This is a genomic window from Tolypothrix sp. PCC 7712 (assembly GCF_025860405.1).
Classification (GTDB): Bacteria; Cyanobacteriota; Cyanobacteriia; order Cyanobacteriales; family Nostocaceae; genus Aulosira; species Aulosira diplosiphon.
This window is the reverse complement of record NZ_CP063785.1, coordinates 3785162-3809933: the sequence shown is the minus strand read 5'-3', so window position 1 is coordinate 3809933 and position 24772 is coordinate 3785162. Positions and strand designations below refer to the sequence as shown.

Here is a 24772-nt window from a genome sequence, read left to right as displayed (position 1 = left end):
GGTTATGCGGATGATATTCGGTTTAAAAAATTTCAGTGGTGCGTTTGCCGCAATTTTGCTAGTCAGCAGCTTATCAGGTTTAGCGATCGCATCTACCAATACTCAGTCTCAGAAGATTGCCCAAAGCCAAGTCCAAACCGTTGATTCTCAACCACATCCGGTTTTTAAGGCGATTCTACCAAGATTAAGACAGAAGATAAAAATTAGACTGTTATTACCTAAGTTTATTCCTGAATCGGATGGTGCTAACCCGGTTTATGCAATTGTCGAAAACGCTACGCTGAGGAAATATGATATTTTACTGGGTTTTAGTCCTGATTGTACTGGTGGAACAGCTTGCCGTTTAGGTGTTGTGACTGCGGAAGCTGTAACGCGCAGAACTCCTAAGTTAACTGGGAAACGAGTTGTATTAGCTAAGGGTATCACTGGCTATTTTGTAGATTCTACTTGTGGCGCTAATTGCTCAGATGCCACCTTGACTTGGCGGCTTCAGGGTGTGCAATATACTGTAGGTTTGAAAGCAGGCGATCGCGCTTCGTTGATCAAAATGGCGAATTCTGCGATCAATCCCTAAAACATCGATGCAGTTGTGCAGTGGGTTGTTGGTGTAGATTTTAAGGATGAAGGAAAGTATTTGTTAAAGTTGATTCCGGGCTTTGAGTTGTAAATATCGTTCAACCAACTGATCTGTAATTTGATTAGCTGGTGCATCGAGTACCAATACACCTTTTTGCTTTAATTGGGCAAATGCGACTTGTCGCTGTGCTAATAAATCTAAAGCGACTGCGCGAACATAAGTATTTGTCACATCTTCAGTAAAGGTATGCGCTAGACGATCAACTTGCGGATCGCGGAGTGTGACGCAAAATGGCAAGTAACGGGGTGCTAGGCGCGAAAGGGCGGCGAGAAGTTCGGTGGAAGCAGTGACATCAACTATATCGGTAATTAATACCACTAGTGCGCGCCGAGTCTGCCGTTGTACTACATTGGTTACTGCCCCTAAATAATCAGATTCCAGCAATACGGGTTGAATTGGTGTTAAGCGATCAATTAACTGGGGGAGATAATTTTGACCGCGTTCTGGTGGAATCCACGTATGCATTTGTCTGTCAAATACACCCACGCCCACGCGATCGCCTCGATGTAATCCGGCTAAGGCTAAGGATAAGGTTGCATTCAATCCCCAGTCAAATCGCTGCAAACCCTGCACTTTCGCTGTCATTAACCGCCCGCGATCAAGCAAAATTATTAAAGTTTGTTCTTGTTCTGGTTCTAAAACCCTAACTAAAGGCGGTGTATTACCATAAGCCCCGACGCGTCTGGCTGTAGCTTTCCAATCCACCAAGCGTAAATCGTCGCCTGTGCGATAGTTTCGTAGTTCCGCGAACTCGGTACCAATACCCATGCGGCGTTGGCGGATTGATCCAGATGATTGCAATGCTAGCCGAATCGAAAGCGATCGCAATCCCACTAAATCAGGATAAACTTTCACTCGCAGATTTTGCGGAATTTGCCAATCATTCCAAGCTAATCCCCAAAACCCTAATTGTCTGACTTGAAGATTTCCCCAAGCAAATTCACCCCTCTGTGTGGGGTGAACTGTGTATGTTAATTCCTGGGTGCTATTCATCCCTACAGTAGTGCTGAGTTCTGGTGTAGAAACACCAAAGCCTGTGGGGTAATAGTCACGAATTTTAATTACAGCATTGGTATTTGCCGATTTTACCTTTAGCACTACCGGGTTATCTCGACCAATAGATAAGCGTGATGGAATTTGGCGGCTAACTTCAACGCGATCGCGTTTTACTCGTAAACCATCCACCACCATTAATGCAAGGACAAAAATATCAAATAAAAATGTAATACCGATACTTGTGGAAATTCCGAAAAGCATCGCCAAAATAGGTGCGATCGCAATTCCTATAACTAATAATATATAAACTCTATCTGCTGGTACCATTTGTAAAGGATGAAGTATAAAGGGTTAAGGATAAGTGAGGAAAGGAAAAAACGTTAAATATTAGGGAACACTCATTTGAATATGCTATTAGCAATTAAACTATATCAATCTGAGGCTGTCATTCTTACAAAGTTCTGAGCGGAGGTTTCCTCCGCTCAGACTTTGCGCTTTGTCCTTTGTCATTTGTCATTGGTAAAGATTTCAAGCCTATTTACGTTTCTTAAAATAGTTTTGTTTATTTCCACCGACTTACTTAATTATTACAGGTGGCTGCAAATTCTCCCTAAGCTATTATGCCTAATCCGCAAAACCTGCCCTTCCTAGAGTCTATTGGTTGGCAATTAAATAATGTCTATCAATTAACTGAGAAAGAAATGATCCAATTGTATCAACGCAATTGGCATCATCAACATACTTTCAATAACTTCCAGCAATCAGAAAAAGATTTTGTGCATTATTTAGCCAAAAAATACAACTCTTGGATATTGCCAGATTTAGAAATGTTTCAAATAGAACATCATAATAAAATACTTAAAATACTTAATACTTTTAATCCAGAAGTTCTGCAAAAAGCTGATGCACACTTCGCCGGTGGTACGCTCTTGGCATTAGAATATGATGAATATAGGCTTAGTAAAGATATTGATTTTCTCTTTCCCTACGGAACTGAAAATTACAGATATTTAAGAGCATTGGTGTACGATGAAGGAATTGCTGCATTATTTCAAAGTCCAACAGATATTCGATTAGGTGAAAGTACAATAAATCAATATGGCATCCGTTTTCCTGTTGCCATCAACGAAACGAATATTAAAGTAGAAATTGTAGCTAATGGAGGTTTTACCTTAGACCCCCCTGTTTATCCAAATTGGGCTAATATTCCTTGCTTGAGTATAGGTGATAGACTCACATCAAAACTTATGGCTAATGCCGATAGATGGAACGATTCCAGCACACAATCTAGAGATTTAATTGATTTAGCAATATTGCGCGTCAATCATGAAATTCCTTTACAGGCAATTGCTAAAGCCGAAGAAACCTACGAAGTGAAAAAGCCCCTACTCAAAGCAATCAACAATTTTATTGAGCGAGAAGAGTATAGAGATAAATGTTTTCAACAGTTGAATGTAACTGAAAACAAAATTCCAGTAATAATGAATGGAATAAATTTGCTTTTTGTTGATTTTAATTAAAGGGTTTTTGAAAAGTTTTGAGTGGTCAAATTTTATGCTAATCGCCCCACTAATAATCATAAACTGTACAAGCCTACCAGAAAGTCGCTACATTTATTTTCCCTTCCCAATGTGAGATAAGAGGGTTAATTTCATCCTTTACCCTTTATCTTGGTACTGGTACTTGATTAATTACAGAAGTAATTACCGCATCAATTTGTAAACCATCAAGCATGGCTTCTGGTTTCAAAATCAAGCGATGACGCAATAAAGGTGAGGCGACAGATTTCACATCATCTGGTGTGACAAAATTCCTTCCTGCTAACCACGCAGCTGCTTGTGATGTCTGTAACCAAGCACCAGCAGCGCGAGGTGATGCACCTAAAGCTAATTCCGGGTGTTGGCGTGATGTTTTAACTAACGCTAGCAGATAATCAATTATTGATTCCGAGACTTTAACTTCTTTAACTGCTTGCCTTGCTTGCAAAATTTCGCTTACCGTTGCTATAGGTTCAAGACGATTAATATCTCCTCTGCGCGCTGCAAATCCCGCTTGACGATTGAGTAACATTTGCTTTTCTGCTGCTTGCTCGGGATAATCTACAGCTAACTTAAATAAAAATCTATCTAGCTGTGCTTCTGGTAAAGGGTAAGTACCCTCAAATTCTAAGGGGTTTTGTGTAGCAATTACCCAAAATAATTCTGGCAAAGGTAAACTTTCACCATCCAAAGTTACCTGCATTTCTTCCATTGCTTCTAACAACGCTGCTTGGGTTTTTGGTGGAGTGCGGTTAATTTCATCTGCTAATAATACTTCGGTAAAAACAGGCCCTTTTTTCAAAGTAAAACTGCGACTATTCAAATCAAAAATATTTGTGCCAGTGATATCTGATGGTAAGACATCTGGTGTTAATTGAATTCGACGGAAATCTGCTTGAATTAATTGCGCTAATACCTTAACTAAGAGTGTTTTACCAGTTCCAGGGACTCCTTCTAAAATTATATGCCCCCCAGCTAGTAGTCCTACTAGTAACTGTTGTACTAGGCTAGATTGTCCCACAATTATCTGGTTAAGCCCTTTACCTAAGCGGATTAAAACCGAATTTATTTCACTCATACTAAGACTAATTTATAATTCGTAATTCGTAATTCGTAATTCATATAATTGTAGGTTGGGTTGTAGCTTGCTTCCCGCAGGGTACGTAGTGACACCCAATAAACTGATGAAAATGTTGTGGGTTTCGTTCCTCAAACGCCACTTGCTTGAAGCCGGGAAAACCATCCAACACAGTGGCTCCCCAACCTACAGATTTTAAGGTTTTTAGTGCTAATTGAACGATATTGTGTTATAAATTGCTGTTTAATTTTAGATTATTGGTATAAATTATCTTGTTTGGTTAACAATTTGTAATTATTAATTACATCATGAAAGTACAGCACCCAACAAAAATAAAACCTTCCCATAATTACGAATTACGAATTACGAATTAGTAACTATTTTTAATTGTTCGCCATTGCCTCAACCAGCTTAACAGGTCTCGTTCACGCATAGGTCGTTTTTGGGATTGTAGTTTTAAGACTGTAGCTAGTTCAGCAGAACTTGCGCCTTTTTTCTCTACCCAGACATCAATTAAAGCTTGGGGTTCTAGTAAAATTGACCCTAATCCTAAAGCTTTTTGTAGTTGTAGTTGTTCTTCTTTACCCACCATTTCAACCACAAAATCACTAGATTCAGCTTTTTGTAATACTCCTGCTAAAGCTTGGATGTAAGCTTCGCTGTTATCTAAAACTGGTACAGTTAAAACTTCTGGCTTACCAAAGCGGCGATTTTGCGCCCAAATTAAGACTATTAATAAGATACCTAACTGTAACAACGCCACAATCAAAGGCTGTTTGGCAAAATAACTCAATAAGTTACCTTTGCCTTCTTGTTCTCGCACATCAGCATCTTTATAACCGTGAATGTATTCATTCACTAAAATGGCGTTCTTTTGTTTGCTAACTAAATCTGCAAGAAATTTAAAATTACTTAAATAATCTTGATAAGCATTAGCTGCTAAATAGGGAGTAGTGGCAAAAATAACTTTTCCTTTACCATACTTTTCTTCCCACACTACAGCACCAAAGCGATCGCCTAATTTAATTTCTTCTTTATCGGCTTTATCATGCCTTCTAGTTGTATCAATTTTCACATCTCCAAGGGGAGATTTTTGCATAGTGTGAAAATCAGCCGCAGTCACGGGGTAACGCACACCTAAGATTACTAGGGTATTACCTTTTTGTAACCATTCCCGTTTTGCGGAATTGATAATTGGAGAACCGAGATTGCTATTTACCTCTAGCAATGTAATCGGGGTTTTTTGCGCTGCGATATCTTTCCAAGGCTTTTGCCAGCGCTTGATTGTAGTTCCCTGCTGCTGCATATAAGCATACCAAGCCCCATAGCCATCAGCAGCACGGTTATAAGTAGAACCACTATTAATTGTGCTATTGCGGGGAGCCGCTATCAAGCTTAATACAATGATGATCGCCAGTGCGATCGCCCCCAGCCAAGCCAAGCGGTTTGAGCGCTTCATTTTATGTACAGCTTTATACTTAATTTATGGATATTGTAGATAGTAATGTAGTAATGGGGAATGGGTAATGGGGAATGGGTAATTGGTAATTGGTAATTGGTAATTGGTAATTGAGAATAGTATTTGTCGTTTATTATTTCTCCCTCATCCTCCTCATCCTCCTCATCTCCCTCATCCCCCTCATCCTCCTCATCTCCCTCATCCCCCTCATCTCCCTCATCCCCCTCATCCTCCTCATCTCCCTCATCCCCCTCATCCCCTCATCCCAAATCCTACTCCCCCGCAATCTCCCGAAATGCTTGCTGACAATGCTCATAATTTTCTGGCAGAATTTCCGTATCGCCAAAACATAATTGTTCGTGAGTCGTGATTAATGTTTCATAAGGCTGGATAGGAGTTATAGACGATCGCAATAATTGCAAATATTCGCCATCAGTGCGGCTGGGTTTGTGGCTGATAACGCTGCTATCATGCAAGCGCTGTAATATTGCCATATATAAGCAACGGCAAGCTTCTCTATAATTACCCTGACGATAATATTCTTGCGATCGCGCTAACCATAAAGGTACAGATAACTCAGTAGCGCTGATAGTTGTATGTGATATATGCTGATTGCCTCTTCTCGTTAACCACGAATAAATATAAGGGCCAAATTCTCGCCACAACAGCCAAAGCAACCAAACTACAAATAAACCTAATATCAGCCAAAATAGAAATTTTAACAGTTGACTTAACCAAGGACTGATTGACCATCCAGGGGGCAATTGTGGTAAAGCTGATTCTAATCGGGAAAATTGGTACTCAATCCATTCTCCTACTTGTTGTTGCAACTGAGAAAGTTGCCAATCCCAGGTATTTTTTTGAAAAGATTCTGTAGTCATGTGGTAATGGGTAATGGGTAATTGGTAATGGGGACAAATTAAAAGTCACTTTTGACGTTTGACGTTTGACTTTTGACCCTTGACACCAAAATTTAGCTATCAGAAAAACTCGCTAAAATCTTCTCAGATTGTTGACACAATTCCTCATGATATAGACCATTACTCGCTAGTAAGCCACCCCATTGACTAATATCACCAGTGTTGTACTGTAATGGTGTACCATCAAAATGAGTGAACTTACCGCCAGCTTCCGTTAAAATTAATTCTGGTGCTGCTATATCCCAGTCTTTAGGAGCAGATGAGCCAGAAAGGGAAATATAAATATCTGCTTTTTGTTCAAGAATGGTGGCAATTTTACAACCAACACTGCCAACAGATTTATGGTTTTGGCAGGGTAAATTTTCTAATAAATAATTTAATCTTTGGTTGCGGTGAGAGCGACTTACTACTAAAGTTAAATCTTCTAAAGGTTTTGTATCTAAGTTTAAAGATATTTGTAAAGGAATAGAACTATTACGAGTTTCAACAAATGTACCTCCGCCTTTAGTAGCATAATATAAATTTTCTACTTCTGGTAATGCCACAACTGCCAGTATAGGACGATTTTCTGTAACTAAAGCAATGTGAATTGCATAGTCTCCAGTTTTATCAATAAAATCTCGCGTTCCATCTAAGGGGTCAATAATCCATACATATTGAGAGTTATTTTTACCCTGTTGTGATTTATAAGTTTCTTCACTAATATAAGCAAAATCTTCGTTACCTAAAGCTGCTTGCAAATTGTCTAAAATATATTGACTAGTAGCGATATCTGCAGCAGTTACAGGTTCATTTTGTTTATATGCAATTTCTAAATTAGAGTCTTTAATAGTCCCATGATAATAAGACTGTAATATATCTGCTGCTCCCCATCCTACCTGACAAGCGATCGCTAAAATTTCTTGTAAATCTTTCATTCATTTCGCCTTGTATTCAGTGACATTCTCTCGCCTCTAGTTTCTAGCTAAGTAAGTCGGTAATTGCACCAAACTATGTTAAGAAACGTAGATAGGCTTGAAATCCTTACCAATAACAAATGACCAAAGACAAATGACAGCCTCAGCCAATTATCTTTACTTTCGCCGACTTACTTAGCCTCCATCCAACGGCGTGTACCGAAAAATTGGCAAGCATGAGCAGCCACTTTTGCAGCCTCAGCCAGCGCATCGGTAAAACTTGCTTGTAAAATATAATTACAGAAAGCACCGTGAAAAATATCTCCAGCACCCAGTGTATCAACTGGTTTAATCTGTCGCACATTAACAACGCCACTATCACCACAACTTAAGTATTCAATTGGTTGTTCACCGTGAGTAATGGCGATGTAGGGAATTTTAAAAGCACTGAGATAGGCGAAAACTTCTGCGGCTGTGTGACAGTTAGGAGGATGAAAATTAGCTGAACAAATCGCGTAATCAACAAAAGGTAAGAGTTCCTCAAATCCACTTTTCCAACTACCACCATCAATCACAATTGGGATATTGTGAGCTTTAGCCATTTGAGCAAGTTCAATACCCACAGCCATTTGATGCCCATCAATCAGCACTATATCAATGTTTTGCAAAATATCAGCCGGGATTGAGGAACTACTGGCTTGAGTTTTGACTGCATTAATAGAAACTACTGCTCGTTCGCCTGTAGATTGGGTAACAATGATGGAAGATACAGGTACAGCAGCATTAGTGGTAGGGTAAAGATCCGCGATCGCTACTTTGTAAGCTGCCAAATCTGTACGAATTAGCTGCGTCATCGGGTGAGAACCCACTACACCCAACACAGTAGCTTGATTTCCCAAATGGCTAAATGTCACAGCCGCATTTGTAGCCGGGCCCCCTGCTGCCACAGTATAGTCATTAGCAACAATCTTCTGATTATTTTGCGGCGACGACTCAGCCAAGTAAATCAAATCCAAGGTTACTAAACCTACAAATAAGGCGTTATTTGTCATTTGTCATTTGTCATTTGTCATTTGTCATTTGTTATTTGTTATTTGTCATTTGTCATTGGGTAATAGGTAATAGAAATTTATCTCCTTGTCCCCTTGTCCCCTTGTCCCCCAATCCCCCATGCAGACAGATCCAAAACCAGGAACACTTTACGTTGTCGGTACACCGATTGGCAATTTGGAAGATATCACCTTTCGGGCGGTGCGAATTTTACAAAATGTGGATTTAATTGCTGCGGAGGATACACGCCACACGGGGAAACTTTTGCAACATTTTCAAGTTCAGACTCCCCAACTTAGCTATCACGAACACAATCGTAGTAGCCGGATTCCCGAATTATTAGAGCATTTAGCTAATGGTAAAGCAATTGCTTTGGTGAGTGATGCGGGTATGCCAGGAATTTCTGATCCGGGATATGAACTGGTGACAGCTTGTATTTCAGTGGGGATAACAGTAGTGCCAATTCCGGGGGCAAGTGCGGCAATTACAGCTCTAAGTGCATCTGGTTTACCAACGAATCGCTTTGTCTTTGAAGGCTTTCTCTCCGCTAAAACTCAACAACGCCGAGAATATTTAGAATCGCTGCAAACAGAATCTCGCACTATAATTTTCTACGAATCGCCCCATCGTTTACGCGATACGTTACAAGACTTAGGAGAAACTTTCGGAAGCGATCGCCAAATTGTTCTCGCTAGGGAATTAACCAAATTTTATGAGGAATTTTGGCGGGGAACTATCACGGAAGCGATCGCCCACTACAACCAACGCGAACCCCAAGGTGAATATACTCTTGTAGTAGCGGGAATTCCACCCAGTCAACCCCAACTCACAGAAGCCGAACTCAAAGCCGAACTTGCACAATTAATCCGTCAGGGAATATCGCGATCGCAAGCTAGCCGTCAATTAGCAAAATTCACTTCCCTATCCCGTCGTCAACTCTATCAGTTAGCACTATCTATCGATGTCAGTCCTGAATAATTATCATAGCTAAGTAAGTTGGTGAAACAAAGCCCAACTATCTTACGAAACCTAAATAGGCTGGAAACCCTTACCAATGAATAATTACCAATGACCAATTACCCATTACCAATTACCCATTACCAATGACAACCCTCTCCAGCTATCTTTCATCGCATCGCTCTGTATCTTTTTGTTTCTAAACCTTGACATTACTGCAAATTACTTGAGTCGCTATGCCGTAGATTTACGTATTACAAATATGAAATTTAAATAAATTTAACTGCTTGTTTTGTAGGCATTGAAAAACTCAAGTATAATCATAATTAAAATAATAATTGCAGCCATTAAAAATGCAAAAAAATTATGAGTAGGCTGTTAATCAAACTAATAGGTTTAGTTCTAGTTTTTATAGGTATCTACTTTTTCGGACAAAATATTATTTTTGTGAGTGGATACTATTCTATTTTCTCGCGCAGCTTACCTGCTACCGCTTCAGTCTTAGCAATTATGGCAGGTTTAATCACCTTAATGTTTTTTGGGCGAGAAGCACGTAATTTGGGATGGGGTTTATTAGGTATTGGGTTAGTGTTAGTTTTCTTAAGCGGTGGAGTATTTTTTAGAGCCACTAGCTTGTGGAATTTATTTGTTGCTTGTGCAGCTTTAGTAGCTGGATATAAATTACTCAGTCAAGGAAGAATTAACTTTTAAAATCTGTAAAAGCAGCAGTTTTAAGTAATAGTTAATCGTATTTATGGTGACAAATATTACCACGCTATAGTATAGCGGTAAAACTGGTAGAGTGCGATCGCTAACCTTCAGTAGTCCCAAAGTCAGGAATTACTGAATATTGCTATAGACACAGAGAAACAGCCTCTACAGGAGAGTTTCCTAGATAAACCAGGCTTTTAAAACCCCGAATTTTCTGTTCGTTCCAGAAGGCTAACCACAGTTGGTATAGTCGCAAAACTATATCTACATAATGTCAAAACCCAAGAGTTTACTGCTAATAGTGATTACATCAATTCTGAAAATTATGTTTTTTACCGATTCTTAGCTTGGGGAGTTTTGCTAAGTTCGGGGCTGCTATTACAATGGAAACTGATCGATATGAGGATAAATCAAGAATGACCCAAGTGGTTTTAGGAGAGAACGAAGGAATAGATTCAGCACTGCGTCGTTTTAAACGCCAGGTTTCCAAAGCTGGAATATTAGCTGACGTTAAATACCATCGGCACTTTGAAACCCCATTAGAAAAGCGTAAACGTAAGGCAGTAGCAGCTAGACGTAAACGCCGTTTTAAATAAACTTATTATTGGTAGTGCTAAAGGCTGGCTTGTTCTAGATATTGCCTACCGTACTCACTAATTGATGTTACTGAAGGTGCGGAAAGTATCGAAGACAAAACAACCTGATAAGGAACAGAGATGGCTGCTAAAGTCTAGCCTGGAATCTCTTAAAGGTTGCAAGGCCTCCAGATGCTGTATCAAACTCATGGGATTTTGATCCATACATTTAGCAATGAATGTACCCCATAGAGCAACGGCGAGCGAGTTTTGCAGCTCCGACTGAGGCCTGTGGGCAAGTCGGAGTAGTACACGCAAGCAAAAAAACACTTCCATGATTGTGAAAAAAAATCACATAGATTTACCGCACCCCTGATAGGGGTGTGAGTTAGTCTATTTGTATAAATTTGCTGGGTTTGAATTGTCTGAGTATGGTTGGATGGAGTAGGCGACAATCGCTGCCCATCAACCAAATTCAAAACAAGTAACTAAGATTCAGAAATCTCAATAGTGCGGCTGTTACAACGGTTCATTGCTTTTTCTACTCCTTGTTTGAGAGAGAGTTCTATACACTCAACTACAAACTGAAGTACAGCAGACATGGTTTGATTTTCAGCAGCAGTAAAACGTCCTAGTACATGGGAAACAGCCCCGGAATCATCGTTATTACCTGCTCCTTTTGGTTTCCCAATACCGATGCGTAACCTGGGGAAATTTTGGGAACTTAAATGAGCGATCGCACTTTTCATTCCATTATGACCCCCAGCGGAACCAGATAAGCGCAAGCGGGTCTTTCCTAGCGGTAAATCCATCTCATCATAAACTACCAATACCGACTCTGGCGGCAATTTATACCAACTAGTAACAGCTTGTATTGCTTGTCCTGAGCGATTCATATAGGTTAATGGCTTCAGCAAGCGGATTTTACCCCCCACAGGCGCAACCCCTTCACCATACTCGCCTTGAAACTTTTTATTTTCTGCTAACGGAATTTGCCAAGCACGTGAAAGAGCGTCAACAGCCGCAAAGCCAATATTGTGGCGCGTTTGATCATACTTAGGCTCTGGATTCCCCAACCCGACAATTAGCTGAGGAATCACCAAAGCTGGTTTTGTAACAGCCTCTGTCATTTTGAATCTACTCTATCAATTTTGGATTTTAGATTTTGGATTTGGGAATAATTCCATCAATAAATAGATGAAGCTGGATGATTTGAGAATTGTTTTACCTACAAACTTGAGGTAAATGGTTCCACAAAGTTATTAATGTAGCGTCTCCTTGGGAGAAGGCTTAACGCTGCATTCGCAATGACAAAGATATATTGAATTTTGCATCAGCACTTATGCATCTCAAATCACAAAACAATCTAAAATCGGCAATCTAAAATCTAAAATTGCCAGTCAATCTATAGCATCACCTTTTTAGCTTTTTGGTGAAGAATCAGCAGTGTCATGCTGTACGGGTGCTGCTTCGATTTGCTTGGGTTCAAGTTCAGCAGTAGTTTTCACAGCTTGTTCTATTTGTTCAGCTTCCCGCTTAAACTCATTTTGAAATTCATTTGAGGCTTCTTGAAAGCCCCGAATTGCTTTACCTAAGCTACGCCCAACCTCTGGAAGCTTTTTCGGCCCAAAGATTAACAGTGCTACTACAAAAATTACAGCCATTTCCGGCAGACCAATACCAAATATATTCATGGATTTTTCCGATAAATCTATAGGTCAAGCAAAACTACAGGAAGAACATCATCTTCCTACCTTATATATGTTGGCTTGTTTTCGACTAATTTTTTCACTATCAAATCACAAAAAAACCCGGATGAGCCGGGTGTCGCTGCGCCTATTCTATATAATCAAGAGCTTTGTCAAGATTAACGGCCTAAAGAACGCCAATCTACAAATACATCCTGGATGAGGATGGTCTTGTTATAGACTTGTAGAATAATCAGCAGAAAAACAAAGAATAATAGCATAAAACCAGCCATTACAGGTGTTGTTCCCCAACCCGGAGCAACTTTACCATACTCAGAGTTTAGGGGTCTCAGTATATCTCCCAACCTTGTCCTTTGTGCCATAGTTCACCTAAGATTACTTGCCAAAGCTTTTTTTTATCTTCTGTAATATTCTTTGACACTCACCAGATAAAAATCAAGTGATTCTTGGTTTCACGAGGTTGCTTGCTTTAACAGGAAGTATCCAATTAAAGTATAGGCACCTTATTTAAGCCAGTTACTATAACTTTGAAAACCAAAGTAACGCACTGACTACCAAGCATAAATTCCGACGTGTCCCGCCGTACTTGTACTAATGAGTTTTTGTGTTTGGTTTCGTAAGCGACTCAATCGTAAGATTGGTTGACGCAGTATTTCAACTGTGAAACACATTTTGCGTTGCTTACTTATTCTTGATTACATTACAATAACATAATAAAGACTCTTTAAAACCTGCTTACATTTTTGAGCAGAACACTTAATTCACGGTCTTTTCAAGCAATTTTCTGATAACATATCACTTAATTATGGAACCATCTGTAGTTCTCATCATTTCTGTCGCCGCCGCTGTTATTGCCATCACCGGTTGGGGAATCTATATATCATTTGGGCCTCCTAGTAAAGAATTAGCAGACCCTTATGAAGACCATGAAGATTAAATCAAGGCTGAAGGGTAAAGGCTAAAGGCTGAAATTATATTAAACTCAGCAAGACTGTCACCAATCCTGCTGGTCTTCAAAACCGTACTTGAGACTTTCACCTCATACGGCTCCTCAATGACTTGACCCAAGTCGTGGGTACTTCTCACTACCACATCACATTTATTTCTGTATCGCTCTTAGGTTGATTATAAGAGTTGTCAGTGGCAGTTTTAACGTCGTGACAATGCCTATGTAATGCTTGCAGATTGTCGTATACATCCTTTCCACCTTGCGATTTAGGAATGATATGGTCAATCTCGATTAGGTCATCTTCTCTAAAGTACAATCCGCAATGAGAGCATTTCCCCTTTTGCTTTTTAAGTAGTATTGCTACTCTTTTAGGTACTAAGGGATTTTCGCCCTTTCTTGAACTCCAATATTTTAAGTTCCCATCGAACGGTGAGGCATCACCTTTTACTTTTACGTGTCTCACAATTTCTTTTTGTGAGTGTTTGAATAGCCTCATTGTGATTTCTCCGTTCTTTGTTGCTGCGAATACCCAGTTATCGCCACCTACTGTATGCCAATATTTCTTGGTTACCCATACATTAGACTTGTCAGGGTGACGACGTTTTCCCCAGCGTTTCAGCTTCTGATATATTAGATGACTTAGCTTTGAGAATATCTCTTTACTCACTGATGTTGAGTAATAGTTAACCCATCCCCTGATTACAGGGTTAAGTTTACTTATTAGTGTTTCTTGTGCAGCATTTTTGTGATTATCGATTATTCTTGCTATGTCATCGTAGTGTTTCTTTACTGATTTTACACTAGGCTTGATGAGTGTTTTATACCCTAACTTTTTACCGTTCGATAATTTTCCAGAGTCATTCTTTCCCACTTTGTATTGTTTCACATTGAAACCGAGGAAATTAAATCCTACTTCTTGCGAGGCGAATATCTCTGAGCTTTTGAAAGTCGAAACTATACGGGTTTTGTTAGGGTTTAATTCCAGTCCCATTTCTGCTAACCACGTTTTTACTATTTCTTTGAGTACTATTATTTGAGTTTTATTGGGGGCAAGAATCACAAAATCGTCTGCATATCTAATTAGGGATATACTGTTCTGATTCTTCACCTTTCCTCCTCTCTGGCTGGCTGCAAACTCCTTTACTAGCTTTTCTAGCCCATGTAAGGCAATATTGGCTAATAGTGGAGATATTACACCGCCTTGTGGCGTTCCCTCAGTAGTTTCTGAGAAATGACCATTGTCTAGTACTCCTGCTTTCAACCATGCTTTTATTTGCCTCCTCATGGTCGGGAATGTGTTAATTTTGGTCAATAGTTTTTCGTGGTTTATTTTATCGAAGCATTTTGAAATATCAGCATCTAATACCCATTTGTTTGAGTATCTGATACTATTAAATATTGCTTCTCTTGCATCATGGGCATTGCGTCCGGGTCTGAAACCGTAACTATTGGGCTCAAATTTTGCCTCCCATTCTGGTTCTAATGCCAGTTTGACAAGCGATTGAGTTGCTCTATCTTGCATTGTGGGTATTCCTAGTGGTCGTTTTTCAACGTTTCCGGGTTTTGGAATCCATACTCTACGAGTTGCTTTTACCTTATGGTTAAGCTTCATATTCATTACCAAAGTGAGTCTGGCTGATGGTTTAAGGGATTTTACACCGTCAATACCTGCTGCCTTCTTTCCTTGGTTATCTTGGGTGACTTTTCTTACTGCAAGAGCTTTTCCAGACCAAGACCTCATCAGGGTTTTTTGGAGTTTGCGGACTGCCTTAGTATCACCACGTTGAGAAGCTTGGTATATTCTTTTCTGAAGCTTGTATACGCTACGTTCTAACTTTCGCCAGGGTATCGTATTCCATTCCGCCGTAGTCTTTAAACTCGTATTAGACATATATACTTCCTAATCAGACCAATCCTTTCAAATCATTGTGAGTACGTCAGCATATTTCAATCATTACAATTAAACATTTGCTTCTTACTCAATCTCTCCACGTTATTACATCCGGTTAGCACCTACTCAGATACTCGACCATCTGAGAGTAAATAACGGGTTACTTCGTTCCGAATAACAATGCTATGTATCTTTAGAGTGACACTATTCACCGGGTTTATTGGGAGTGCATACTGGTCAAGGTAAAATTTGCCAGTCCTTTATCCTTTACCTTTTGGTTGTAGCGATTCAGCCTGATTGCGCTACTGTTTTATCACGATGATTCAGACGTGTCTTTAAGCCTTGGCTTTACTCATGGATACTTTGCTTGGTGATTACCACATTAGGCTTGCAGTATTTCCACCTTTTATCCCCGCTTTACCGATTGATGGCTAGTCTCTACAGTAGGGGATATGCTTTCACTCCAGCACTTGGAGGGTAGGTTTTGCACCTACATTGTTATTCAGTTATCAAAAGATTCTCATGAATCTTAAGCGGCTAATCCTCCTTAAGCCCTATTGGGATTGGTTTCTAGCCAACGAATCGCACCTTACCAATAAAGGGATGAAGCATGAAGGTTTAAAAAACGGGGGTATCCCAATGTGTAAAAGTATAATTTGTCATTGCGAGCGTAATGAAATGAAGCAAAGCAATCGCAAAGTCCATCTGCTGCGATTGCTTCATTCCGCTTCGCTCCATTCGCAATGACTAGTTTTAATTTGATAAATTTGCCAAATTGGGATGCTCCATAAAAACTCTTCATCCTCAATCCTTTATATATTGAAGGTTCAGAAAAATCAGGGTTAATTCCCTGGTTTCATTTTAAAACTAGCGATTTTCCAAGGCTGTATATTGAGGTTTTCCTGGCGAGATGAGAATTCTGTAGTTGTAGAACGCTCCAATAAATCTACACCATCTCCTAAAATTAAGCCAATATCACTTTGCAAAGATAACTTGGCTGCATCTCCGTGACATTCATAACAACGCACAATGAATTGCTGGGAATCGTCTTCAGCTTGCTTGAGTGTCATCAAGATTAAGTTATCAGCCGATAAATTCAGGAAACTCCTTGTAGTGGGAGTGCTGAGGAGCCAGTGCGTTGCGGAGGTTCCCTCCGTTGTAGCAACTGGCGTTGCTGAGTGCTGAGTTGTGAGTGGGTGAATAATTACTTGGAGTGGGATGTTCAACTCATAGCCACGTTTAACAGTATGGGCTGATTCCCAGCTACCAGTGTGAGGGTATAAAGCATAGGTAAATTCGTGAAAACCTTTGTCTGCTTGGGGATTCGGCCAGTTAGGGCTGCGTAATAGCGTCAGGCGTAATTGATTAGGTTGGCTGTCATAACCGTATTTACAATCATTCAGCAAACTGACACCGTAATAATTTGGGTTTGGTGAATTTTCTGCTGTCGCTTCCTCAGTTAAATCAGCCCAACGCAAAGCAGGGACTTCCCACTTAGCTTTTTCTGCGGGGGTTTTCGGTTTGGTTGTGCGGCGAATTGCGCCACAGGGAATTTCATAAGTAGCAAAGTCTGCTTCGAGGTTGAGAGGGAAAGCTGCTTTTACCAATACATGATTTTCTCGCCAATTTACAGTCGTGGCAATTTTGAGTAAGGGTTCTCCCACTGACAATATATAGTCTTGGCAAAATTCCGAGTTACCCAACTGGCGCACCACTCGTAAACGACTTTGCACCGCACCTTTTTCTAGCCACTCAATTGATTTGAGAGTAGTTGGCGGTAGGGGATGTTGGGCATAATTAGGGTCGATATTCCAAGCATCCCAATATTGGCCGCTATCTTGAAAACCTTGTAGTTGATTACCTGCACCACTTAAGACTTCCCGTTGGCAAGTTTTGTCAAACACACTAGCTAAATCTCCGGTGTTGGGGTTCACAGTAACTCGGAGAAATTCATTTTCCAGCACCCAGTCAGATGGAAGCTGCGGTGAGGAAGGAAGGGAGGAAGTAGGGACAAGCCAAAATAGACGATAACCAACAGATGGAATATCGCTGGCGAAAAATAGCAGAGTTGATGATTCAATAATTTGTGATGGCAGTTCCTTTCCAGAAACATCGTACACTTGCCATTGTTGGTTAGGTGTTGCCGTTGTGGGTAAGCTGACAGAAATAACCTCAGAACGTTGCCAATTCAAAGAATTGAATACAACCACAGGCAAACTATTGGGTTGTGGTGGTTGTGGTAGGGTAATGTGAGATGCGATCGCTAATAATGATCCTTGTAATATCTTCGTTCCTACTTCTTCCACTTGCTGCCATTGCGGTAGGGCATCAACATACACTTGAGTAATGGAAGAACCAGGCAAAATATCGTGAAACTGCTGAAATAATAGCTGCTTCCAAGCTGTTTCAATTTCTACTTTGGGATATTCCACACCACAGCTAATATTTGCCAAACTCGCAAACAATTCAGCTTGGTACAATAAGCCTTCACAACGCCGATTCCAACGTTTCTGATCCCCGTGGGTAGTGTAACAACCGCGATGGAATTCTAAGTAAAGTTCATCGTCCCAGACAGGGTGGTGGTTGTGACTTATAGTTTCTTTTATTTGCTGGAGATATTTTTCTGCGGTAGTAAATTCTAAATCTGGGAAAAAAGGCGAAGTTTGCCAGCGTTGGGCAGTTTCTAACATATCACGGGTAGGGCCGCCGCCATGATCGCCGACACCAGGGAGCCAAAGGGCATCTTTTAACCCAGTTTTAGTTTCCCACTCATAGGCATAATTTGCCATCTTCACGGGGTCGATACCTTCACCAATAGCTGCAGACATCAAACTAAATACTTCACTACCATCAGGCGATCGCCACCAAAAAACCCCATAATCAAATTTAGTAGTATCGTTCCACTGTAGCTTCTGGGTAACAAAATATTCCACCCCAGCGTTGACGAAAAACTGCGGTAAAGTTGCACAGAAACCAAAACTATCAGGAACCCAAACGATAGGCGACAGCTTACCGAATTTCTCTTCTATATAGCGTTGACCATACAATAGCTGACGGGCAATGGATTCACCAGCAATTAAATTTAAGTCTGGTTCCACCCACGTAGCACCAATAACTTCCCAACGTCCAGCCGCTACAGCTTGTTGAATTGCTTGAAATAAATCGGGGCGATGTTCTTCAATCCAAGCATAAAGTGCTGGTGTGGAATGGCAAAAAATTAACTCTGGAAAATCTGCTTGTAACTTTAGCGCTGATTCAAAAGTATGCTGTGCTGCATTCCAGGTTTCACTCACAGGCCATAGCCATGCTAAATCTAAATGAGCATGACCCAACAAATAGATTTTAGATTTTAGATTTTGGATTTTAGATTGAATAACATGATTACGAATAGACAAGAGACGTGTTTCCCACTCTTCCTTATCTTTCTCTGTGTTCTCTGCGCCTCGATGGTTCGTTATCTCTTCTACCAACTCCGCCAAAACCTCTAACTTTTCTGACGCAAACCGTTCCAAATAAAGCTGTACCACAGCCAACTCATTCGCGACAAAACCCGCATCCGGACGATTATAATCAGGAGATTCGTAAACAAGGAGCGATCGCACTAACGCACCATTATCATGTCCCGGACTCACCAGCCGCAAAGCCACAATAAATTCTTCACCTGGCGTTACCCCTTGACTCAACAGCACTCTCGGCGAACAATCAAATAAATCTCCCTCCAGTACTAACTTCCCATTTACATAAATCTCAGCAGCATCTGCCCACCAAAGCAATGCTAACCGCAAAGATAACCCAGCTAAGAGATAACCCTGTAAATCTTGGGGAATTACGAACTTTTGCGCTAACCACAAAACTTGCTTTCCGGTTGTCCAAGCAATATGGCCTTTAGCGTTTAGCTGCACGGGGTTCCATGTGGACAAATTTGATGCAGTAACCTCAGTAATATCACAGTCAGACTCCTGGTATAGCCAGGTAGACTGAAGATTTACTTGACAACAAGAGCGTAATTGCTCAATTGCCTCAGAGATTAATTTAGTATGAGATTCAGTTACTGGAGGGGTCATATTTTGGCTAAAATCAGGGCACTGACTATAATTAACAATTTCTCTTTTTTGGCTGTGCGGTGGGAGTCTCGTAACTCAATCAAGCTCTAACTAAAAAATTACTATCATGTCTTCCGGTTCCTCTGGTCGTTATCAAAGCAGAATTTTTAACTTCGTCCACCAGCAATCTCGGCGGTTGACAGAACAGTTGGAACACACCATTAGGTATGTACAAGTTGCCACAAAATGGGGTGTTGAGCTAATACTTTACCCGATATACCTGCTTTTGCAGCCAGATCAATCATCAGAGAGAACTCTGTCTAGTAAAGAACCGCCAACAAGACTACAGTTAGAAGCCGAAACTCCTCCACCTGCTGACACCCCCATTCAGAATGTACTAGAGACTGTCAAAAATTTGCCATTTACGGAAACTACAACCACACCCTCAAACAGTATATCTACACCTAAAAAACCCTTAGTTTTTTTAGAATCTTTGTGGTTGCAATTCTTACCCACCTCACCAAGCAATAACTCTAATCTTTCGCAATCATTGACTATTTTAGATAATCCAGCAGGCAGTCTCAACCCCTCACCGCAGTATCAAATGGTGCAGGGAATTGCAACAAATTTAGAAAATCGCAATTTATTACTCATTACTGCCGATAATGAATCTCTAGATATTTTAACCCCGCAACAGCAAGCAAAATTAGAAAATTTAATCATTAATGAAATTGCTAACTATTGGCGTACCTGGCGTTTATTAGAAACCAAAAAACAAGCTAATTTATTACCAGAAATTGAACGCTTATTAACCAAGCTGACTGGTGGTCAAACAGAAGAAATACCAGCTTTGGCTTCTAGCGATGTAATTGAAGATGTAGTAGCACCAGAAGCTTTACCAAATGCCCCAAAAGCGTTAGCATTTTTAGATAAAGTTGTTGCCAAATGGGAATCAAATATAGTAGTACCAATGCAACAACGTAGCCAAGAAATTATTCAAGTTGCTCAAACTCAATTTAATATATTTCTTTACGGTAAAGAACAACTAGCAGCTAGGGGACAATTAACAATCCCGGCTGATAGTTTAGAAACTCAAAACCCAAATATTCCCGATTTGATAGCGGCGGCTATAAATTACTTTTTTGGTATTGGTAGCGATAAAAAATTAGGTAATAAAGAAACGAGAAATCAACTCCCCGGCAAAAAATTACCCCATCTTCCTACTAAATCGCCTAAAAATCATCCAGTAGTAAATGATGTTTCTACATCAGACCCTTGGTTGACATGGGATGATTTATTTGGTGAGTCTGAAACTGATGTAGTAGAACCTTATAAAGCCTCTGCGGGAGCAAATCCTGCTTTACCCGCCAATCCATCAGCAATACCTACTATACCAAAAAATTTAGTTAAGAGTTATCAAAACTTTTTACAACAACCACAAAAAGATGCTGGGTTAGTACAACAGGAAAAACCTACCCGAAATCTTACTTCTACTCAGAAAAAATCTAGCAAAGTTACTGCTAGTAAACGAACTGCTGCTTCTATTTCTCAACCTAAAACTCAAACTAGCAGTGTTAGTCAAAAAAGCGAAATTTCTCAGCATCAGCAAACTACCCAAGTTGAAGCACAGCCAGATTGGATAGAAACTAAAGCCACCCTAATTGAATATGAAAAGCATATCTTAGAAAAAATTCTAGAATGGCTCGATACTATTATGCTTTGGTTAGAAGAAATAGCTTTAAATCTGATGAGTTTTTTAAAAGGTTTATTGCGAATTAAGTAGAGCAGTACATTAAAGATAACTGGTAAAGGCTGTCATTGATCATTAGTCATTACAGCTAAAGTATCTTGTCCCTCAAGAACTGCTTTTATCACTTCTTGTTGTGCAGGACGTAAGCTATCGTAGCCAAAGGTTTGTTGAGCAATCTGGTAAAGATTTTGCCGATGTTTAGCCATAGTTTATTGCTGCCACTTGTAGGGTTTCCGATCACTACTAACTGCGATTTTATTCCCCCAGATTTTGAGGTGTTTCTGTCTATGGATGGGGGTATGAAATAGCGAGGGAGAAATATTCTTAGTGATTGGAGGGATATATCTATCTGCTAAATCTCCCTACTCAGTCAACAGTCAGCACAATTTTTCAGAGAAATGGCAAGTAATATGCAAACCGAAACAGAAGCGCGATCGCTCGCACCAGCAGTTCAAGGAATCGCTAATACTCTTCGTCTTACAGGCTGGATTACCTTCTGGGTACAGTTGGGATTAGCTGTGGTTTCTGGCTTATCTTTGTTGTTTGCGGCGACAGGCCGAGGTTTTAGCGATCAACCAAATGCAGGCCTTGGGATGGGCATATTTTGGGCTGCAGCTGGAATTATTGTGTTATTATTCAGCATCTATTGGAATTTTCGTTACACACGCCTAGGTAAGCGTTTAGCAAATCCTAATCCGGCTCTACATCCCAGCAAAGCAGATACAGTGAGTGCAATTCGCCTGGGACTGATCGCCGCTTTAATCGGCATACTTTTAACTCTTTTGGGTGCTGGTGCAACTTTAGGCGTATTAGTGGCAAAATCTATCTCCCAACCTCCCGGAGTCGCCATCACCGACCCTTATAAAATTATCCGCGCCCTTGATGTCTTTGTAGCGGTAGCAAACATCAATGGCATTGCGGCTCACTTTGTTGGTACTGTTGCTTCGCTATGGCTATTAGAACGAGTGCATCAACACTAACTTAAAAACATGGGGCATTGGGCATTGGGCATCGGGCATGGGAAACACAGATTTTCATGCTTGGTTATGCCAAAATCTGGCGTAAATGCTTAACTTGAAAGACTAAAGTATATTCCCCTGCGGGGAAGCAAGCTACGCGTAGCGTCTCCGCAGGGGAAAAGTAAAGTATGAAATAAAACTATAAATATAAATAAAATTACGTATATTTATGCAAATTTGCTTCCTGCAATGCTTGCCAAGAATTACGCATTGGTATCTTCAATTTTGAATTTTGAATTTTGAATTTTGAATTCCCCCAAAGGGTTGACTATTCTATTTGTAAAACAACCAAAGTCATGTCATCAGTATTTTGTTTTTCATCACCGATGAATTGTTGAACTTGGTCAAACAAATAATCAACTATTTCTTCTGGCCCATCACAATACCGACAAGCAGCGCTGAAGGAAGCAACGAAGTTTTCTTCATCAAAGCGATCGCCTCCAGCGGCGGCGGCATCTGTTAAGCCATCTGTATAATAAATAATCGTATCTCCAGGTTCTAATTGTGCCTGGGCATCTTCATATTGGCTGTTGGCATCTAAACCAATCAGCATCCCCAAGGTATCTAACCGAGATACAGTTTTTGTGGCTGCGTGCCACCATAAAGGCGGATTATGTGCAGCATTACTATAAGATAAAATTCGGGTTTCGGGATTATATTCTGAATAAAATAGCGTCACGAAACGGTGCGAATTTTCTAAATCCGCATACATGACTCTATTTAAATTTTGCAAGATCCGCGATGGAGAATTACCGTGTAATACTTCTCCCCTCAGCATTCCTCGCATCATCGTCATAATTAGGCCTGCAGGGACTCCTTTCCCCATCACATCCCCAATTACTAAACCCCAAGAACCAGTTTCTAAACCACTTGTATGATTGGAATTAATTTGATTTTGATTGGTAGCAATAAAATCGTAGTAATCTCCACCCACACGATTAGCAGGTTTACAACGTGCAGCTAAGGCAGCACCAGGAATTGCAGGACATTGGCGTGGTAGCAATCGGCGTTGAATTTCTGCGCCAATTTCTAATTCTTGATCTAAACGTTCTTTCTTTCTTAGTTCTACTGCTAGTTCATCGTTTTCAATAGCCACAGCAGTTTGATCTGCAACTAGCCGGACTAACTTTTGTCTAGTTTCTGTCCAGCTATATTCAGGGTCACGGCTTAAAACATAAAGCCATCCCCTTTCTGTATGCTTCACTAAAATAGCAGTGCCAAATATTTGTACATCTGGCCCCAAATAACGATGCATCTGATCGTCTAACATTCCCGTGGCGGTTGCTAGTGGGGCACTATTTTGTAAAAGTGTAATTTGACTAGTTGCTGTTTCTAAAGCTTTACGAATATTCCGACGCTGACCACTGTCTTGCCAGTGTAATTGTTCTAATCTGACTTGACCATTTGGTTTGTAAAGAAATAGGGCGCTGCCATCCCCATCTGTAACTCTGGTTGCCATCAGCGGTATCAATTCCAAAAATTGATTTAAATTATTAAAACTTCTGAGGGCAAATCCTAAAGAACTTAACAAATCCTGAATTTTGTTCTGTTCCCGGTGCAGCCTTGCCACGAGTTCTTTCAATGCAACAACTGGAGTGACATCCGTTGTCGCACCATTATTACTATCAGTGGGTTGAGAGGGCAGTTGAGACACAATCACAGGTATTATTACATTTTAATAAAGGCAAACTTTTAGATTACTGAATCAATCCTTTGGTTTGAGCATTGCTAAACCATATTGGGGCAAGATTTGTCATTTTAGCAAGAGTAGAAAGACGTAAGCCATTAATTATATTAAGTATTGCATTTGCTGATTATATTTCTTATGAAAGAGAGTAATTATAACTAATGTGTTTTTCTTCATAAACTACAACGTTAAGCTCCGCAATTTCCGACAGACACTAGCAAAATTGTAATTTTTTCATAAGCTAATTACTTGGTAGTATGTCTGACAACAGAAAAATTCTTTTTGACGAAAATAATATATTACGTCGCCAGTGGGATTTTTAGGGGTGAGGGGTCTGAGGTCTGGGGGGTATGAGGGGCTATCTGGAGGTTAAGAACCATGAAAATGGCACCCATCCCCAATTTAAAAATATGTAAATAGATTGTGCTGAGAGGCACTACTAAAAGCAATATTCCTGGGCGAGCGCACACCTTTGAGAATATCAGCCCTCAAATTTTCAGACTAAAGGCTGAGACAGAATTTTGTATTTTTATAAACATATTTTACACCTTTAAATTTTGGACAGAGAATAATTGTGGACTTCATAAAAAGTAGAGACTGATAATACCCTTAAGAGTTTCTACCGATTGCTGACAACAATGTACTGTTGACTGAGCAATTATGCAAAGGGTTATGGGTACTTACTTTGCCTAAAAACGAGCCTAACTTTGCACAGAAATGCCCGAAACTTTCTGCTGGTGAGGGTTTAAGGATATCTCAATATTAAAATTTCAAAACCTCTACACCCTAATACCCTAAAACTTTTTTTCAAGCACCTGTAAAAGTCAGGAAAACTTGTCAGACTGTAATTAGGTTGGAAGCTAACCTAAAGGATAGACAGCCTGTCACCTCTTGAAAAGGTAACAGA

At 40.2% G+C, this 24772-nt stretch carries 21 protein-coding genes; 8 read left to right on the top strand and 13 right to left on the bottom strand.

Annotation, left to right across the window (positions count from 1 at the left end; translation table 11 throughout):
• Window positions 1-10 precede the first annotated feature (10 nt).
• Window positions 11-574 carry a hypothetical protein gene (locus tag HGR01_RS15770; RefSeq protein WP_045874346.1) on the top strand — a complete coding sequence of 188 codons (564 nt, stop codon included), beginning with the start codon at window positions 11-13 and terminating at the stop codon, window positions 572-574.
• Between the two features lie 63 nt (window positions 575-637).
• On the opposite strand, the gene HGR01_RS15765 is transcribed toward HGR01_RS15770, so the two are convergent.
• Window positions 638-1960 (bottom strand): DUF58 domain-containing protein, encoded by a 1323-nt coding sequence (locus HGR01_RS15765; RefSeq protein ID WP_045874347.1) that lies wholly within the window; start codon window positions 1958-1960, stop codon window positions 638-640.
• A gap of 293 nt (window positions 1961-2253) precedes the next feature.
• Here HGR01_RS15765 and HGR01_RS15760 point away from each other — a divergent pair, with 293 nt between their 5' ends.
• The gene (locus tag HGR01_RS15760) at window positions 2254-3153 is read left to right on the top strand and encodes a nucleotidyl transferase AbiEii/AbiGii toxin family protein (RefSeq protein ID WP_052335448.1); all 900 of its coding nucleotides are present in this window, start codon (window positions 2254-2256) and stop codon (window positions 3151-3153) included.
• Window positions 3154-3298: 145 nt separating this feature from the next.
• Here HGR01_RS15760 and HGR01_RS15755 read toward each other — a convergent pair whose 3' ends face one another.
• From HGR01_RS15755 to HGR01_RS15735, 5 genes are all read right to left on the bottom strand, one after another.
• Complete coding sequence (locus HGR01_RS15755; RefSeq protein ID WP_045874348.1) at window positions 3299-4249, bottom strand: AAA family ATPase; 951 nt, start codon at window positions 4247-4249, stop codon at window positions 3299-3301.
• 370 nt (window positions 4250-4619) lie between these two features.
• A complete protein-coding gene (locus HGR01_RS15750) occupies window positions 4620-5708 on the bottom strand; it encodes a DUF4350 domain-containing protein (RefSeq protein ID WP_045874349.1) in 1089 nt (362 codons plus the stop codon).
• A 272-nt stretch (window positions 5709-5980) separates the two neighbouring features.
• A complete protein-coding gene (locus tag HGR01_RS15745) occupies window positions 5981-6589 on the bottom strand; it encodes a DUF4129 domain-containing protein (protein ID WP_045874350.1) in 609 nt (202 codons plus the stop codon).
• A 92-nt stretch (window positions 6590-6681) separates the two neighbouring features.
• Window positions 6682-7545, bottom strand: coding sequence for a 3'(2'),5'-bisphosphate nucleotidase CysQ (locus HGR01_RS15740; protein WP_045874351.1), 864 nt, complete (start codon window positions 7543-7545; stop codon window positions 6682-6684).
• Between the two features lie 170 nt (window positions 7546-7715).
• On the bottom strand, window positions 7716-8576 hold the full coding sequence (locus HGR01_RS15735; RefSeq protein ID WP_045874352.1) for a sugar kinase: 861 nt from the start codon (window positions 8574-8576) through the stop codon (window positions 7716-7718).
• Between the two features lie 118 nt (window positions 8577-8694).
• Here HGR01_RS15735 and rsmI point away from each other — a divergent pair, with 118 nt between their 5' ends.
• The 3 genes from rsmI to rpsU all read left to right on the top strand — a co-directional run bounded on the left by rsmI (window position 8695) and on the right by rpsU (window position 10838).
• The gene (rsmI, locus tag HGR01_RS15730; RefSeq protein WP_045874353.1) at window positions 8695-9552 is read left to right on the top strand and encodes a 16S rRNA (cytidine(1402)-2'-O)-methyltransferase; all 858 of its coding nucleotides are present in this window, start codon (window positions 8695-8697) and stop codon (window positions 9550-9552) included.
• A gap of 345 nt (window positions 9553-9897) precedes the next feature.
• On the top strand, window positions 9898-10242 hold the full coding sequence (locus tag HGR01_RS15725; RefSeq protein ID WP_045874354.1) for a hypothetical protein: 345 nt from the start codon (window positions 9898-9900) through the stop codon (window positions 10240-10242).
• A gap of 416 nt (window positions 10243-10658) precedes the next feature.
• Complete coding sequence (rpsU, locus tag HGR01_RS15720) at window positions 10659-10838, top strand: 30S ribosomal protein S21 (protein WP_008226419.1); 180 nt, start codon at window positions 10659-10661, stop codon at window positions 10836-10838.
• A 467-nt stretch (window positions 10839-11305) separates the two neighbouring features.
• Here rpsU and pth read toward each other — a convergent pair whose 3' ends face one another.
• From pth to psbH, 3 genes are all read right to left on the bottom strand, one after another.
• Window positions 11306-11947, bottom strand: coding sequence for an aminoacyl-tRNA hydrolase (gene pth / locus HGR01_RS15715; RefSeq protein WP_045874355.1), 642 nt, complete (start codon window positions 11945-11947; stop codon window positions 11306-11308).
• A 291-nt stretch (window positions 11948-12238) separates the two neighbouring features.
• Complete coding sequence (locus HGR01_RS15710; protein WP_045874356.1) at window positions 12239-12511, bottom strand: TatA/E family twin arginine-targeting protein translocase; 273 nt, start codon at window positions 12509-12511, stop codon at window positions 12239-12241.
• A 173-nt stretch (window positions 12512-12684) separates the two neighbouring features.
• The gene (gene psbH, locus HGR01_RS15705) at window positions 12685-12888 is read right to left on the bottom strand and encodes a photosystem II reaction center phosphoprotein PsbH (RefSeq protein ID WP_045874357.1); all 204 of its coding nucleotides are present in this window, start codon (window positions 12886-12888) and stop codon (window positions 12685-12687) included.
• A gap of 443 nt (window positions 12889-13331) precedes the next feature.
• On the opposite strand from psbH, the gene psbN reads away from it, so the two are divergent.
• On the top strand, window positions 13332-13463 hold the full coding sequence (gene psbN, locus HGR01_RS15700) for a photosystem II reaction center protein PsbN (RefSeq protein WP_045874358.1): 132 nt from the start codon (window positions 13332-13334) through the stop codon (window positions 13461-13463).
• A 148-nt stretch (window positions 13464-13611) separates the two neighbouring features.
• Here the strand turns inward: psbN and ltrA are convergent, their stop codons facing one another.
• Window positions 13612-15366 carry a group II intron reverse transcriptase/maturase gene (ltrA, locus tag HGR01_RS15695; RefSeq protein WP_045868385.1) on the bottom strand — a complete coding sequence of 585 codons (1755 nt, stop codon included), beginning with the start codon at window positions 15364-15366 and terminating at the stop codon, window positions 13612-13614.
• 842 nt (window positions 15367-16208) lie between these two features.
• Complete coding sequence (locus HGR01_RS15690; RefSeq protein WP_045874360.1) at window positions 16209-19430, bottom strand: alpha-mannosidase; 3222 nt, start codon at window positions 19428-19430, stop codon at window positions 16209-16211.
• 106 nt (window positions 19431-19536) lie between these two features.
• On the opposite strand from HGR01_RS15690, the gene HGR01_RS15685 reads away from it, so the two are divergent.
• Window positions 19537-21192 (top strand): hypothetical protein, encoded by a 1656-nt coding sequence (locus tag HGR01_RS15685; protein WP_045874361.1) that lies wholly within the window; start codon window positions 19537-19539, stop codon window positions 21190-21192.
• 32 nt (window positions 21193-21224) lie between these two features.
• Here the strand turns inward: HGR01_RS15685 and HGR01_RS15680 are convergent, their stop codons facing one another.
• The gene (locus tag HGR01_RS15680; RefSeq protein ID WP_155539655.1) at window positions 21225-21365 is read right to left on the bottom strand and encodes a hypothetical protein; all 141 of its coding nucleotides are present in this window, start codon (window positions 21363-21365) and stop codon (window positions 21225-21227) included.
• A 204-nt stretch (window positions 21366-21569) separates the two neighbouring features.
• Between HGR01_RS15680 and HGR01_RS15675 the strand changes: the two genes are divergently transcribed.
• Window positions 21570-22139 carry a DUF3611 family protein gene (locus HGR01_RS15675; RefSeq protein WP_081584158.1) on the top strand — a complete coding sequence of 190 codons (570 nt, stop codon included), beginning with the start codon at window positions 21570-21572 and terminating at the stop codon, window positions 22137-22139.
• Window positions 22140-22446: 307 nt separating this feature from the next.
• On the opposite strand, the gene HGR01_RS15670 is transcribed toward HGR01_RS15675, so the two are convergent.
• Window positions 22447-23832, bottom strand: coding sequence for a PP2C family protein-serine/threonine phosphatase (locus tag HGR01_RS15670; RefSeq protein ID WP_194007738.1), 1386 nt, complete (start codon window positions 23830-23832; stop codon window positions 22447-22449).
• Window positions 23833-24772: the final 940 nt, after the last annotated feature.

Excerpts from the sequence above, each read along its gene's own strand:
- HGR01_RS15770 (WP_045874346.1), top strand. The coding sequence starts at position 11 with ATGATATTCGGTTTAAAAAATTTCAGTGGTGCGTTTGCCGCAATTTTG.
- HGR01_RS15765 (WP_045874347.1), bottom strand. The coding sequence starts at position 1,960 with ATGGTACCAGCAGATAGAGTTTATATATTATTAGTTATAGGAATTGCG.
- HGR01_RS15760 (WP_052335448.1), top strand. The coding sequence starts at position 2,254 with ATGCCTAATCCGCAAAACCTGCCCTTCCTAGAGTCTATTGGTTGGCAA.
- HGR01_RS15755 (WP_045874348.1), bottom strand. The coding sequence starts at position 4,249 with ATGAGTGAAATAAATTCGGTTTTAATCCGCTTAGGTAAAGGGCTTAAC.
- HGR01_RS15750 (WP_045874349.1), bottom strand. The coding sequence starts at position 5,708 with ATGAAGCGCTCAAACCGCTTGGCTTGGCTGGGGGCGATCGCACTGGCG.
- HGR01_RS15745 (WP_045874350.1), bottom strand. The coding sequence starts at position 6,589 with ATGACTACAGAATCTTTTCAAAAAAATACCTGGGATTGGCAACTTTCT.
- HGR01_RS15740 (WP_045874351.1), bottom strand. The coding sequence starts at position 7,545 with ATGAAAGATTTACAAGAAATTTTAGCGATCGCTTGTCAGGTAGGATGG.
- HGR01_RS15735 (WP_045874352.1), bottom strand. The coding sequence starts at position 8,576 with ATGACAAATAACGCCTTATTTGTAGGTTTAGTAACCTTGGATTTGATT.
- rsmI (WP_045874353.1), top strand. The coding sequence starts at position 8,695 with ATGCAGACAGATCCAAAACCAGGAACACTTTACGTTGTCGGTACACCG.
- HGR01_RS15725 (WP_045874354.1), top strand. The coding sequence starts at position 9,898 with ATGAGTAGGCTGTTAATCAAACTAATAGGTTTAGTTCTAGTTTTTATA.
- rpsU (WP_008226419.1), top strand. The coding sequence starts at position 10,659 with ATGACCCAAGTGGTTTTAGGAGAGAACGAAGGAATAGATTCAGCACTG.
- pth (WP_045874355.1), bottom strand. The coding sequence starts at position 11,947 with ATGACAGAGGCTGTTACAAAACCAGCTTTGGTGATTCCTCAGCTAATT.
- HGR01_RS15710 (WP_045874356.1), bottom strand. The coding sequence starts at position 12,511 with ATGAATATATTTGGTATTGGTCTGCCGGAAATGGCTGTAATTTTTGTA.
- psbH (WP_045874357.1), bottom strand. The coding sequence starts at position 12,888 with ATGGCACAAAGGACAAGGTTGGGAGATATACTGAGACCCCTAAACTCT.
- psbN (WP_045874358.1), top strand. The coding sequence starts at position 13,332 with ATGGAACCATCTGTAGTTCTCATCATTTCTGTCGCCGCCGCTGTTATT.
- ltrA (WP_045868385.1), bottom strand. The coding sequence starts at position 15,366 with ATGTCTAATACGAGTTTAAAGACTACGGCGGAATGGAATACGATACCC.
- HGR01_RS15690 (WP_045874360.1), bottom strand. The coding sequence starts at position 19,430 with ATGACCCCTCCAGTAACTGAATCTCATACTAAATTAATCTCTGAGGCA.
- HGR01_RS15685 (WP_045874361.1), top strand. The coding sequence starts at position 19,537 with ATGTCTTCCGGTTCCTCTGGTCGTTATCAAAGCAGAATTTTTAACTTC.
- HGR01_RS15680 (WP_155539655.1), bottom strand. The coding sequence starts at position 21,365 with ATGGCTAAACATCGGCAAAATCTTTACCAGATTGCTCAACAAACCTTT.
- HGR01_RS15675 (WP_081584158.1), top strand. The coding sequence starts at position 21,570 with ATGCAAACCGAAACAGAAGCGCGATCGCTCGCACCAGCAGTTCAAGGA.